The organism is Bacteroides sp. M10 (assembly GCF_014334015.1).
Classification (GTDB): Bacteria; Bacteroidota; Bacteroidia; order Bacteroidales; family Bacteroidaceae; genus Bacteroides; species Bacteroides intestinigallinarum.
Genome location: NZ_CP060488.1, coordinates 6,003,870 through 6,016,186, shown reverse-complemented (window position 1 = coordinate 6,016,186; position 12,317 = coordinate 6,003,870). Strand labels below are relative to the sequence as shown.

At 42.6% G+C, this 12,317-nt stretch carries 11 protein-coding genes; 4 read left to right on the top strand and 7 right to left on the bottom strand.

The genetic code is table 11. The features are described 5' to 3' along the window. Positions 1 to 2 precede the first annotated feature (2 nt). The 7 genes from H8796_RS22450 to cdd all read right to left on the bottom strand — a co-directional run bounded on the left by H8796_RS22450 (position 3) and on the right by cdd (position 7,603). Entirely contained in the window at positions 3 to 1,178 is a 1,176-nt protein-coding gene (locus tag H8796_RS22450; RefSeq protein WP_117933990.1) for a DUF418 domain-containing protein, read from the bottom strand. Between the two features lie 18 nt (positions 1,179 to 1,196). Next, the gene (gene nudC, locus H8796_RS22445) at positions 1,197 to 2,033 is read right to left on the bottom strand and encodes an NAD(+) diphosphatase (RefSeq protein WP_370449169.1); all 837 of its coding nucleotides are present in this window, start codon (positions 2,031 to 2,033) and stop codon (positions 1,197 to 1,199) included. A gap of 47 nt (positions 2,034 to 2,080) precedes the next feature. Beyond that, the gene (locus H8796_RS22440) at positions 2,081 to 3,715 is read right to left on the bottom strand and encodes an ABC-F family ATP-binding cassette domain-containing protein (RefSeq protein ID WP_117933986.1); all 1,635 of its coding nucleotides are present in this window, start codon (positions 3,713 to 3,715) and stop codon (positions 2,081 to 2,083) included. Positions 3,716 to 4,134: 419 nt separating this feature from the next. Beyond that, positions 4,135 to 5,508, bottom strand: a complete 1,374-nt coding sequence (locus H8796_RS22435) for an FAD-dependent oxidoreductase (protein ID WP_117933984.1) — start codon at positions 5,506 to 5,508, stop codon at positions 4,135 to 4,137. Positions 5,509 to 5,608: 100 nt separating this feature from the next. Then, entirely contained in the window at positions 5,609 to 6,190 is a 582-nt protein-coding gene (locus H8796_RS22430; protein WP_117933982.1) for a DUF417 family protein, read from the bottom strand. An 88-nt stretch (positions 6,191 to 6,278) separates the two neighbouring features. Further along, complete coding sequence (locus tag H8796_RS22425; RefSeq protein WP_004300715.1) at positions 6,279 to 7,118, bottom strand: AraC family transcriptional regulator; 840 nt, start codon at positions 7,116 to 7,118, stop codon at positions 6,279 to 6,281. Positions 7,119 to 7,120: 2 nt separating this feature from the next. Next, positions 7,121 to 7,603, bottom strand: a complete 483-nt coding sequence (gene cdd / locus H8796_RS22420; protein ID WP_004300713.1) for a cytidine deaminase — start codon at positions 7,601 to 7,603, stop codon at positions 7,121 to 7,123. Positions 7,604 to 7,713: 110 nt separating this feature from the next. Between cdd and H8796_RS22415 the strand changes: the two genes are divergently transcribed. The 4 genes from H8796_RS22415 to H8796_RS22400 all read left to right on the top strand — a co-directional run bounded on the left by H8796_RS22415 (position 7,714) and on the right by H8796_RS22400 (position 12,303). After that, positions 7,714 to 8,619: a glucosaminidase domain-containing protein gene (locus H8796_RS22415; RefSeq protein WP_117933980.1), complete on the top strand. Its 906-nt coding sequence runs from the start codon at positions 7,714 to 7,716 to the stop codon at positions 8,617 to 8,619. A gap of 195 nt (positions 8,620 to 8,814) precedes the next feature. Further along, positions 8,815 to 10,191 carry an NAD(P)/FAD-dependent oxidoreductase gene (locus H8796_RS22410; protein WP_008999907.1) on the top strand — a complete coding sequence of 459 codons (1,377 nt, stop codon included), beginning with the start codon at positions 8,815 to 8,817 and terminating at the stop codon, positions 10,189 to 10,191. A gap of 181 nt (positions 10,192 to 10,372) precedes the next feature. After that, on the top strand, positions 10,373 to 11,620 hold the full coding sequence (locus H8796_RS22405) for an efflux RND transporter periplasmic adaptor subunit (protein ID WP_117933978.1): 1,248 nt from the start codon (positions 10,373 to 10,375) through the stop codon (positions 11,618 to 11,620). Positions 11,621 to 11,637: 17 nt separating this feature from the next. Then, on the top strand, positions 11,638 to 12,303 hold the full coding sequence (locus tag H8796_RS22400) for an ABC transporter ATP-binding protein (protein WP_008999908.1): 666 nt from the start codon (positions 11,638 to 11,640) through the stop codon (positions 12,301 to 12,303). Positions 12,304 to 12,317 lie beyond the last annotated feature (14 nt).

Here is a 12,317-nt window from a genome sequence, read left to right as displayed (position 1 = left end):
TGTCATTTCTTGGTTCCGATCCAAGTCCATTTATGCCATATTGTCTCCAATGGTCCTTGTTTATGGTTAGATAGCCACCATTTGCAGAACTTAACCTGTAACAGGAAAAGAACGATACCTATAATCAAGCTAAGAGTATATCCACAGTAAGGAGCAAGATAAAGCCCGAATGGAAAATAGATAATAGCTCCTAAAATAGATTGGGAAATATAGTTGGTCAAACTCATTTTTCCGTAGAATCGTAGGTTGGATACGGCTTTCTTGAATTTATCTTTCTGATAAAGCAACATGAAAGAAGAAACAAGTACAATCGTGAATGCAAACTTCTGCCACATATCAAAAGCAGTACCTACTGTTTGCTGAATCAGACTGCTGTCACTTTGCATGATCTGTTCTTTCAGAGAATACAGTGGCGCGAAACTGATAGCTGCAATAATAAGTGCTTTCATCCAGAACTTCAAATGAGATTCGGTAGTTACGAACAATTCTTTGCGTCCGATATATAAGCCAAACAGGAAAAGTCCGGCAGTCTGCAAGAAACGTCCGGCACCGATAGCCCAAAACAGGCTTGCTTTCTGTCCTAAAGTAATATTACCTATCAGAAAATCCCAAAAGTTTCCGGCTTTGGTGTATTCCGCTACTTCAGCATACATGGCTCCAACATTCAAATCGGGTAGGGTATAGGCAGGATTGAAAAGGCTCATTATATAATGAAACCATTCAATCGGTTGCAGTGAAAACAAGATGGCGGTGATTAGAATCGCTTTGTCACTCCACTTACGTACGATAAACAGTACGAGACTGACTACAACGAACAGCAACAGGACATCTCCTGCGGGAAAGAAAGCGGCATTAAGAGTGGCAAATCCTGCAAGTAATACCATTCTCCATAAAAAACGGTAACCGAAATCTTTTCCTTTTAATTGCTGGTTGTGCGACTGGATAAAGAAAGTGAATCCAAAAAGCAGAGCGAATATGGCATAAGATTTTCCGGCAAGCAGCGAGAAGGTTGCATTCAATACTCCCGCATCCAAAATGGTGAGCCATTCGGGAGAGCTTTCCGGATAAACAGGGAAAATGAAATGTTCCAGGTTATGTACTAAGAAGATCGCCATTACAGCAAATCCTCTAAGAGCATCTACTACTTCAATTCGGGGTGTTTTTGTTGATAATTCCATGGGGTCGATTTATGATTATTAGTTTGCTACATGTTCATTTGGATGCTCAATCCACCAATCGATCATCTTTCGTGCAAGACTAAGTTTCCTGGGAAGTTCGGGCAAATGATCCCTTGTGTAAAAGTCTCCCGAACTCAACTCCTCATCTTGGAGTGTGATTTCTCCTCCGGCATAATCTGCTATAAAGCCGACCATCAGACCGCTGGGATAAGGCCAGGGCTGGTTACCAAAATAAGTGATATTCTTTACGTCCAGTCCGGTTTCTTCTTTCACTTCACGTGCTACACATTCTTCTAATGTTTCTCCGGTTTCCAGGAACCCGGCAACGAGGCTGTTGAATGTTCCTTTGAAATTGCGGGCATGCACTAAGAGCAGTGAATCTTTTTTTCTCACTAATACAAGAATCGCTGTGGATATGGAAGGATATACCTCCCGACCACATTTCGGACAACGTTTCATGATAGACTCTTTCTGTTCCATCGGCGTGCCACAGGCGGAACAGAAGCGGCTGTTTCTATCCCAATGCAGAATCTCATGCGCTTTTCCTGCAGTCTGATAATGAGATAAAGGAAGATAATCATAAGAGGCACGAAGTCCTATCATTGCCCATTGCTCCGATTCTTCAAAGGGAGAGGAGAGGGAGAAAGCTTTGCAGTTTCTCCCTTCCAGTGTTGTGATATTGTGTACTGTTGTTTTTTCTTTAATAATGATAGGAGAACTTTCTCCACATGGGACGGCATACTTACCATCCCCTTTTTTCTCAAGAAGCAGTTGATCTTTATAAAAGATAAACCACCATGATTGTGTTGTCTGATCCATTTTATTCCAATTATTTTCTTCGCGCTGCGAAGTTATAAAAAACTAGGTTGATATTTAGACTTACCGGATAAAATATCAATAGGCTAGCTTAATAAAATACGTTGCTCGATACCGATTTCCTGAATAAAATAATCGTCGTGTGAGATTGCAATTACAGTACCCGTATAGTTCTTGATGGTAGCAGTGATGATTTCAATGCTCTGTATATCCAGATTGTTGGTCGGTTCATCCAGAATAAACATATCGGGAGTATTATTGTTAATCATCAGGCAGCAGAAAGCAAGGCGCATTTTCTCGCCACCGCTAAGTTTCCGGCAGGATTTGTCCCATTCGGAAGCGGGGAATAAATAACGGTTTAGAATAATCTTTATTTCATGCTCCGGCAGGTTCCGGTTATTGAAAGCGTAAGCCTGTTCCAGGATACTATTCCGGTCGTCGATGATAGAATATTCCTGATTCAGATAGACATAGGTGAATTCCATTCGTGTCAGGTTTCCTTCTTGTGGCTGAAGCTGTCCGGTGATTAGCTTCAAAAGAGTTGTTTTCCCACTGCCGTTGGCCCCTTCTATACGGAGGCGGTCCCCACTCTTTAGTTGGAAGCTGATGGGTGTTTGCCAAAGTTGCTGTTTGAAGTCGTTATTATCCTGAATATCATTACTGTCTGAATTGGGATGATAACCGAAGTTAATCTCTTTTGCTGTCACCAATATCTTTCCGGTGTGGAGCGAGGAACTATTAAAATCAGTTTTTAGTGTAGCGGTCGGGGAGAGCGAACTTCGAAGTTGGTTACGTTCGCCTGTTAACTTCTCTGCTTTCTCCTGATGGGTGCTGTTAAGTTTACTGGTACTCTTTTCCGATTTTCCTTGAAGCGCGTTGAGCACAATGCGTGGAACTCCCTTTTTAATATTATTCTTTTCTCCACGCACATTTTGTTTGTCCCTGCGTTCGACCGTTTCGCGTGCCACTTTGCGGGCAATGCGCAGTGCTTTCTCTTTTTCTTCGATACGTTGCTGCAATGCTTCCTGCATCAGTGTTTTTTGTTCTTTGTAGAATTCATAATTTCCACCATAATAATTGATTTGATGCTTTTCCAGTTCGCATATTTCAGGGAGAAGATTAAGCAGAGTGCGGTCATGACTCACCACTAACAGCGTGGAGCGACATTTCTCTACCCAGTCGTATAAACGTTGCCTGCCGGAAGAATCAAGATGATTGGTCGGTTCATCCATAAGTACGACAGATGGGTGATGGATGTTCATCCCTGCCAGAAATACACGGGTCTTTTCACCGCCACTAAGCAAATTCATTGGGTAGGATAGAGTAAACTGTCCTAACCCCCATAAATCGAGAGCAGCAATGGAACGTTCTTCAATATTCCAGTCATCATCCAGGACGACGAAATTTTCGTTTGAGGCATCTCCTGACAGGATAGCATGTAGGGCTTGTTGCTTACGTTCTATCCGGAGTGCTTGAGCGATAGTCAATGAATCATATTGCCCGAAATGTTGCGGGATATAATATAGGTCGTCCGGACGGACAATGACACCGGAAGAGGGTGAAAGTTGCCCGGCAATAATTTGCAGCAAAGTAGATTTACCGCAACCATTGTTACCGACTAATCCCAGTTTCTGCCCCTTACTGATGGCGAAATTGAGATCACTGAATAATACTTCTTTATCCGGATGGATATAGCTGATTTGTTGAATACTTATAGACATGATGATCTATTGGGTTTGAGGTTGAAAATAGAGTGAAGGAAAATCACAGGATAGGGGAACGACAAACACAATACTGGCTAAACAACACGGATTTCGTGATGCTTAACAAAATAGAAAAAGCATATAAGAAAAGTGATGTTTACTTAGAAGTGTTGTCTTACTTACTAATTCTCATTGCGGTAGGTATATAGTTTAACTTGGTTGCAAAGATAACACTTTCTGTTAGATTTCACTCTGTTAAGATGGAAAAAGAATAAGATTCATTTATTTAGAGGCTCTGTTTATCTCATTCAGAGCCTCTGATTACTCCAAATACAGCCTCTGTTTACCCTATTTAGAGGCTGTGTTATGTATTCAACTAATCATGATACGAAGTACCTTGTTTTTTCTATTTTTTGCAAGCAAATCGCCTATTTATCTTATATGTCAAATAATTGATTTAATCCCTCGCTCATGCTGGGATGCGTGAAGATAAAATCGCGTAAGAATGTAGACGGTTGCCCCGTTTTCATAGCCATAGCTACGATATTGATGATTTCTGAAGCATCGGCACAAAATAGTGTACAGCCCATAATCTTCCCGTTATGATTATTGATGATGGCTTTTAGCATACCATCGGTCTGTCGCAATGTACGGGCACGGACAACGGAAGATGCCGGCAACCGGGAAACCTTAAATGAATATCCCCTTTTCAGAGCTTCTTCTTCACTGATTCCGATATGCGCCAATGGCGGATCAATAAACACTGCATATTGAACAGGATCACGGTCTCCGATATCACGTTTCTTGTCACCGAAGAGCTGATCGCGGATAATCCGGAAATCATCCAGAGAGAGATAGGTGAATTGTGCTCCGCCTTTTACATCTCCCATTGCCCATACATGGGGAACAGTGGTACGTAACTGATCGTTTACTATGATAGCTCCGTGCGCATCGACTCCTACGCCTGCTGCTGACAGGTTTAATCCCTCAATCATCGGTTTACGTCCCGTTGCGATGAGAATGGCATCTCCATCCACATAATAAGGAGTGCCGTCTGATACGTCCGAGTAAGTCAGCGTCACTCCATCATTGGTGTCATGGATAGACTGTGCACGCGCGTTCAAATGGATTTCAATACCTTTCTTATCCATTACTTCTTTGACGCTGTTTGCAATATCCCGATCTTCACGAGGCATAAATTTATTTCCTCCTTCTAGTATCGTCACTTTACTGCCAAATCCGGCATACATAGAAGCAAATTCCAGTCCTATATATCCTCCGCCTACAATAATCAAGTGACGGGGAAGGACGTTTAAATCCAGAAGCGTACTACTGGTATATACATGCTGGCTTTGCTGAATGCCGTCTATTGCCGGAATGATAGGAGTAGAGCCTGTATTGATAAATATCTCTTTACCTTGCAGCTCGATGTCCCCTTCCGGAAGCGCAACTTTTATCGTATTGGAAGATACAAAAGACCCCGTCCCAGTGTAAATAGTCACATTAGGACGTTTGTTTAGTCTTTCGTAATTATCATTTCTAAGAAAAGAGGTGAGACGGTTCTTTCGACTGATGGATTGTTTGTACATATTCGCCTGTTTGGGAAAATCGTCATGGTAAAGCAAGGCGGAAACCTCTGCTTCATGCACCAGCGTTTTGGTTGGAATACAGGCTACGTTAGGGCAGGTTCCTCCATACATCATGTTGGAACGTTCCACGATGGCAACTTGCCATCCGCGGTTGGAAAGTTCGGCAGCCAGGGTCTTTCCTGCCTTGCCGAATCCTATTATTATTGCATCATATTGTTTCATAACTTCTTTTTATTAACGATTCGTATGAGACTATATAACAGTCTGAAAATACGATTTGTTCCGCAATCTCAAGAAGTCAGGACTTTCTGCAAGGGGAGGATTAGTCTTTTTTAAGTGTTTTGAGTACTCGTTGTGACGAGTCGGATAGTAACACTACGGCACTGGCTAAGATCACAATATCTTTAATCACCAATCGCCCTGCACCGGATAGTAACGGGAAGCCGAACTCTCCGCTTCCCAGGTCGGGAATCCAGACTTCCGGGGTAGTGACGAGAAAAGAAAGTGTTCCGAGCGTCATGATAATGGCAAGGGCGTCACCTGCCAATCCTACTTTCGGGAAAAAGATGCCTAGAAATACCAGTATGCCGATGCTCATAATAAGAGCTCCCAGTCCGTAGGAGAAAGTATAAGTACGGTTTGCTTCGTGCCATGCTCGATTTTCCGGGACGAAAGCACCCTCCGCATTTTTGTGTTCTTTGTATTCGGGCGCATCTTTAGCGTAGAAGAAGCTCATGAAAGGACTGTTGGCTACAAACGGAACAATCCCGTCGGCTTCATAATGGAAATACTTCAATCCGCCTATCCATACAAATACTACCAGAATGGCTACACGGATAAATTGAATACCGAAACTTTTCAGACTTGAAGTGAAGGTCAGTAAAGCGATAAATTTCTCTTTCATTTTGTTGGGGTTTTAATGGGTTTATCTAACGTTGCAAAGGTCGTTCATTCCCCATACTCCCCAAATAGCAATACTTCCGTATGCCTTATCAATTTTTCCCTTCCTGTGTATTTCTGAATTGTACGGCGCTCTGTCCGGTCATATTTTTGAAGAAACGGCTGAAAGAAGCCTGGTCTTCAAATCCAAGAATATCGGCAATCTCTTTAGCACTTTTGTTGCTGTAAAGCAAAAGGCGTTTGGCTTCCGCTTCCACCCGTTCGTGGATTACCCGGAGTGGCGAAGGCAGTTTGCAGGTTGAAAAGATGTTCGATAGTGTCTTGGGAGATTTGTGTAGCATATCGGCATAGTCCTGTACCTGCTTTTTCGTCCGATAATGCTCGTCAACCAAGTTGTAGTATTGGCGGACAATCTCGAAACCGGATTCTTTTTCGCGGGTGATATTCATGCGATGACGTGCAATACGGGTACATTGAATGATGAAGCGTTTCAGCAGGATGCGTAGCATTTCCTCCTGCAGGCTGTCGGAAACTGTAAACTCGTTTTCCAGTGCTTCGGTAATGGTGTCGAGCTCTTTTCGTTCTTTTTCATTCAGGGTAAAACGGATCAGGTGAGAAGAACCGTTGAACAGGAAGCCGCTGCACGACACTTCATGGTCATTGCCATAAATGCAATAGAAGTTACTGTTGAACAGCAAAGTCAGGTATTCACCGTCAATCGATTTAAATTCGAGGTGTTGCAGATGAGTGAGTGAAATCACTTCATCCTTGGTAAGCATCATTTCCTGATGGTCGATTTCTACTGTGATACTTCCGCTGCGTACCCATATAAATTTATAAAGCCCCTTTTCTTTTTGCAGTGCTTTTTCTGTCAGATAAGAGTCTGTAAGTGCGAGTGTTCCTTTTAGTTTCGTGTGATATTGTTGTAACATAGTTAGTCCTCCATTGCTGATGCGTCAAATGATAGCGGCAGTAGGTCGCCTATACTTTTTACTTCGTAAATACATTCTTTGCCATATAATAGGATACGGATGGGTTGTTTGTAACGCTTTTCCGTTTCCAGAATCACTTGCCGGCAAGCGCCGCAGGGAGGAATCGGTTGGTCGATGAAATCTTTTTCCGTTCGTGCCGCAATGGCAAGAGTGACAACCGGCTGGTCGGGATATTGAGAATTGGCATAGAATAAGGTAGTGCGTTCCGCACAAAGTCCCGACGGGTAGGCGGCATTCTCCTGATTGGTTCCTGTCACAACAGTTCCGTTGCCCAATAGCGCAGCGGCACCTACGGAGAAATGGGAATACGGAGAATAACTACGAGCTGTTGCCTCCATGGCAGTCTGCATAAGTGCCCGATCGGCCTCATTCAACTCATCATATTGATATACTTTAATAATAGCGGTAATTGTGAGGTCTCTCATATACGTTAGGGTATTGGTTTCTACAATTAATGTTACAAAGTTAGGAAAGAGATTGATAATCCCAATTATTTTTCGGATTTTTGTGCCATCTAATCCACATCTGAACTAAAATGGAGAATAAACTGTATAGACTTATATTTTTAACCGTTGTTTTCTTCTTTGCCGTAGGAGTGCAGGCACAGAAACGGAATGCCCGTTACATCGAATATATAAATAAGTATAGTGATTTGGCTGTTGAACAGATGAAACTTCATAAAATTCCGGCCAGTATCACACTGGCGCAAGGATTGCTGGAAAGTGGTGCCGGATACAGTCAGTTGGCACGAAAGAGCAATAATCATTTTGGTATTAAGTGTGGAAGTAGTTGGCGGGGGCGTACCGTTCGTCACGATGATGATGCACGCAATGAATGTTTCCGTGCCTATAGCCATCCTCGTGATTCTTACGAAGATCATTCTGACTTCCTTAGAAGAGGTGCCCGTTATGCCTTTCTTTTCAAACTGGATATCACCGACTATAAAGGATGGGCCCGCGGACTGAAAAAAGCTGGATACGCCACCGATCCATCCTATGCTAATCGTCTGATTACGATTATCGAAGATTATGATCTGTATAAATATGACCGTAAAGGTGTATACTCGGAACGGAAACTGAAAAAAAATCCTTGGTTGATGAGTCCGCATCAGGTATATATTGCTAATGATATAGCCTATGTTATAGCCCGCAACGGTGATACTTTTAAAGACTTAGGTAACGAATTTGATATTAGTTGGAAGAAACTTGTGAAATACAACGACTTGCAGCGTGATTATACGTTAGTAGAGGGAGATATTATCTACCTGAAGAGCAAGAAGAAAAAGGCTTCCAAACCTTATACCGTATATATTGTAAAAGATGGAGATTCCATGCATGGTATTTCTCAAAAATATGGTATTCGCCTCAAGAATCTGTATAAGATGAATCGTAAAGATGGCGAATATGTCCCTGAAATCGGAGATAGATTGCGCCTGCGGTAGAGGCTCGTAGAGCGTTCTTTTGTTTGGCACCGATGAATAGCCTCTCCGGCACCGGAGAGGACATGCTTCGGCACCGGGGAATGGGTGTCTCGCCGCCGATGAACAGATCCGGCTTCTTTCTTCATAAAAGTTTCGAATTTCGAAAACTTAATGACTCATTTATGTGTTATTATCTTGATAAAACATGATTATAATATGAGTCTTAACATTGCAAAAAGTAATAAGAAACGTGTCGTTATAGTAGGCGGTGGTTTCGGTGGCTTAAAATTGGCTAACAAGCTGAAAAAGTCAGGCTTTCAAGTCGTATTGATAGATAAAAACAACTATCATCAGTTTCCCCCTTTGATTTATCAGGTGGCTTCGGCCGGTATGGAACCGACTTCCATCTCTTTCCCTTTTCGTAAAATATTCCAGCGCCGGAAAGATTTCTATTTCCGTATGGCGGAAGTACGTGCCATTTTCCCGGAAAAGAATATGATACAGACTTCCATCGGAAAAGCAGAATATGATTATCTGGTGTTGGCCGCAGGAACTACAACCAACTTTTTCGGTAATAAACATATTGAAGAAGAAGCCATGCCGATGAAAAATGTTTCGGAAGCAATGGGATTGAGAAATGCTCTTCTTGCCAATCTGGAACGTGCCTTAACTTGCTCAACCAAACAGGAACAACAAGAGTTGATGAATATCGTCATTGTAGGAGGTGGAGCAACCGGAATAGAGGTAGCCGGAATACTTTCCGAAATGAAGAAATTTGTCCTGCCAAAAGATTATCCTGATATGCCGAGTAGCTTGATGCATATATATCTGATTGAGGCCGGGCCGCGATTGCTTGCCGGAATGTCGGAAGATTCTTCCGCTCATGCTGAACAGTTTCTCCGTGAAATGGGGGTAAATATCCTGTTGAATAAACGTGTTGTGGATTATCGTGACCATAAAGTGGTACTTGAAGATGGTACGGAGATTGCTACGCGTACTTTTATTTGGGTGAGCGGTGTTACCGGAGTGACTATCGGCAACATGGATCCTTCGTTGATAGGACGTGGTGGACGTATTAAGGTCGATTCGTTCAATCGTGTAGAGGGAATGAGTAATGTGTTTGCTATTGGTGACCAATGTATTCAGGTTGCTGATGAAGATTACCCGAACGGACATCCTCAATTGGCACAAGTGGCTATCCAGCAAGGAGAATTGCTGGCAAAGAATCTGATACGTATGGAGAAAGGACGGGAGATGAAACCTTTCCATTACCGTAATCTGGGTTCGATGGCGACTGTAGGTCGTAATCGTGCCGTGGCAGAGTTTAGTAAAGTAAAAATGCAGGGATGGTTTGCCTGGGTGATGTGGCTGGTTGTTCATCTGCGCTCTATTCTTGGGGTGCGTAATAAGGTCATTGTACTCTTGAATTGGGTATGGAATTATTTCACTTACGATCAGTCTATGCGTATGATTGTCTATGCCCGTAAAGCAAAAGAGATTCGTGATCGTGAAAAGGTGGAGGAGACTACCCATTGGGGGAAAGAACTGATACAAGAGGAAAAGAACCCCTCTACTACGTCATCATCCAAATAGACAGGTTTCCTGCTGGCAGGATGATAGATTCTATTCTGAACGGTAAATTCGTACAGGGTGTCCGATATCGGACACCCTTTGTTTTTTGTTATCTTCTATTTATCAGCCATTTACGGTTTTGGCACAGATTTGGTATATGAAGTACCGAATTGATACATCATAAAATAGTAAATGAGCGGATATGGACAGAGAAATTCCTAAAGAGGTACGTCAAAAAGAACGTAATAAGAAGATAATTCGTTATTCATCCATTGGAGTGGCAAGTATGATTGCCATCGGTGTACTTATATCTGTGTTAAGGGCAGGAGTGGAGGCAAAGGATCTTGTCTTTTCCACAGTCGATAAAGGAGTGATTGAGGTAAGTGTCAGTGCTTCCGGTAAGGTGGTCCCTGCCTTTGAAGAAATTATCAATTCTCCGATCAACAGTCGTATTATTGAAGTCTATAAAAAAGGGGGAGATAGCGTAGACGTAGGTACTCCGATTCTGAAACTGGACCTTCAGAGTACGGAAATTGAATATAAGAAGTTGCTGGACGAGGAACAAATGCGCCAGTATAAGCTCGATCAGCTTCGCGTCAATAATCAGACGAAACTTTCCGATATGGCAATGCAGATTAAAGTTTCGGCAATGAAATTGAGTCGTATGAAAGTGGAGTTGAGAAATGAACACTATTTGGACAGTCTCGGTGCAGGAACAACGGATAAGGTACGCCAGGCTGAATTGAGCTATAATGTGGCTCAATTAGAGTACGAACAACTTCAGCAACAATATAAAAATGAGAAGGAAGTAGCTGCTGCCGAACTGAAAGTTCAGGAGCTTGATTTTAATATCTTCCGCAAGAGCCTTTCCGAAAAGAAACGTACGTTGGAGGATGCGCAAATCCGTTCTCCGCGTAAAGCTATTCTTACCTATATTAATAATCAGATCGGTGCACAAATTTCCGAAGGCGGACAGGTAGCTATCATTTCTGATTTAAGCCATTTTAAGGTGGAAGGCGAGATTGCAGATACGTACGGCGACCGTGTGGCAGCCGGAGGAAAAGCAATCGTTAAGATAGGAAGCGACAAACTGGAAGGAACAGTTAGTAGCGTTACACCGCTATCCAAGAATGGTGTGATATCATTTACAGTTCAGTTGAAAGAAGATAATCACCACCGCTTGCGTTCCGGACTAAAGACGGATGTTTATGTGATGAATGCTGTGAAGGAAGATGTGATGCGCGTAGCCAATGGCTCTTTCTATGTGGGACGCGGTGAATATGAACTTTTTGTCTGCAACTCTGATGACGAACTGGTGAAACGTAAAATACAGTTGGGCGATTCTAATTTTGAATATGTAGAAGTGTTGAGTGGATTACAACCGGGTGATAAGGTAGTGGTAAGCGATATGAGTGCTTATAAGAACAAGAATAAGTTGAAAATTAAATAAACTAAATACTAGAAGTTATGATAACATTGAACTCTCTTTCTAAGATTTATCGTACGGACGAGATTGAGACGGTAGCATTGGAGAATGTGAATCTTACGGTAGAACGTGGAGAATTTCTAAGTATAATGGGACCTTCCGGATGCGGAAAATCCACCCTGCTGAACATAATGGGATTGCTTGATGCACCTACAATGGGAATGGTGGAAATCAACGGAATACGTACCGAAGGAATGAAAGACAAGGAACTGGCGGTTTTTCGTAATAAAACGCTCGGTTTTGTATTTCAGTCTTTTCATTTGATTAATTCGTTGAATGTGATGGATAATGTAGAGCTCCCCTTGCTTTATCGACGCATGGCTGGCAGTGAACGAAAACGGTTGGCACAAGAAGTATTGGAGAAAGTAGGGTTAAGTCATCGCATGAATCATTTTCCTACACAACTTTCCGGTGGTCAGTGCCAGCGTGTAGCTATCGCCCGTGCCATTATCGGTAATCCCGAAATAATTCTTGCCGATGAGCCGACCGGTAACCTGGATTCAAAGATGGGAGCTGAAGTAATGGAACTGCTTCATCGGTTGAATAAGGAAGACGGACGTACTATCGTGATGGTTACTCATAATGAAGAACAGGCGAAGCAGACTTCGCGCACTATTCGTTTCTTCGATGGACGCCAGGTACAATAGAAGCGGCCTCTTAC

What these genes read in the sequence shown, in the direction of transcription:
- H8796_RS22450 (WP_117933990.1), bottom strand. Translation starts at nt 1,178, where the DNA reads ATGGAATTATCAACAAAAACACCCCGAATTGAAGTAGTAGATGCTCTT.
- H8796_RS22405 (WP_117933978.1), top strand. Translation starts at nt 10,373, where the DNA reads ATGGACAGAGAAATTCCTAAAGAGGTACGTCAAAAAGAACGTAATAAG.
- cdd (WP_004300713.1), bottom strand. Translation starts at nt 7,603, where the DNA reads ATGAGAGACCTCACAATTACCGCTATTATTAAAGTATATCAATATGAT.
- H8796_RS22435 (WP_117933984.1), bottom strand. Translation starts at nt 5,508, where the DNA reads ATGAAACAATATGATGCAATAATAATAGGATTCGGCAAGGCAGGAAAG.
- H8796_RS22415 (WP_117933980.1), top strand. Translation starts at nt 7,714, where the DNA reads ATGGAGAATAAACTGTATAGACTTATATTTTTAACCGTTGTTTTCTTC.
- H8796_RS22400 (WP_008999908.1), top strand. Translation starts at nt 11,638, where the DNA reads ATGATAACATTGAACTCTCTTTCTAAGATTTATCGTACGGACGAGATT.
- H8796_RS22430 (WP_117933982.1), bottom strand. Translation starts at nt 6,190, where the DNA reads ATGAAAGAGAAATTTATCGCTTTACTGACCTTCACTTCAAGTCTGAAA.
- H8796_RS22425 (WP_004300715.1), bottom strand. Translation starts at nt 7,118, where the DNA reads ATGTTACAACAATATCACACGAAACTAAAAGGAACACTCGCACTTACA.
- H8796_RS22410 (WP_008999907.1), top strand. Translation starts at nt 8,815, where the DNA reads ATGAGTCTTAACATTGCAAAAAGTAATAAGAAACGTGTCGTTATAGTA.
- H8796_RS22440 (WP_117933986.1), bottom strand. Translation starts at nt 3,715, where the DNA reads ATGTCTATAAGTATTCAACAAATCAGCTATATCCATCCGGATAAAGAA.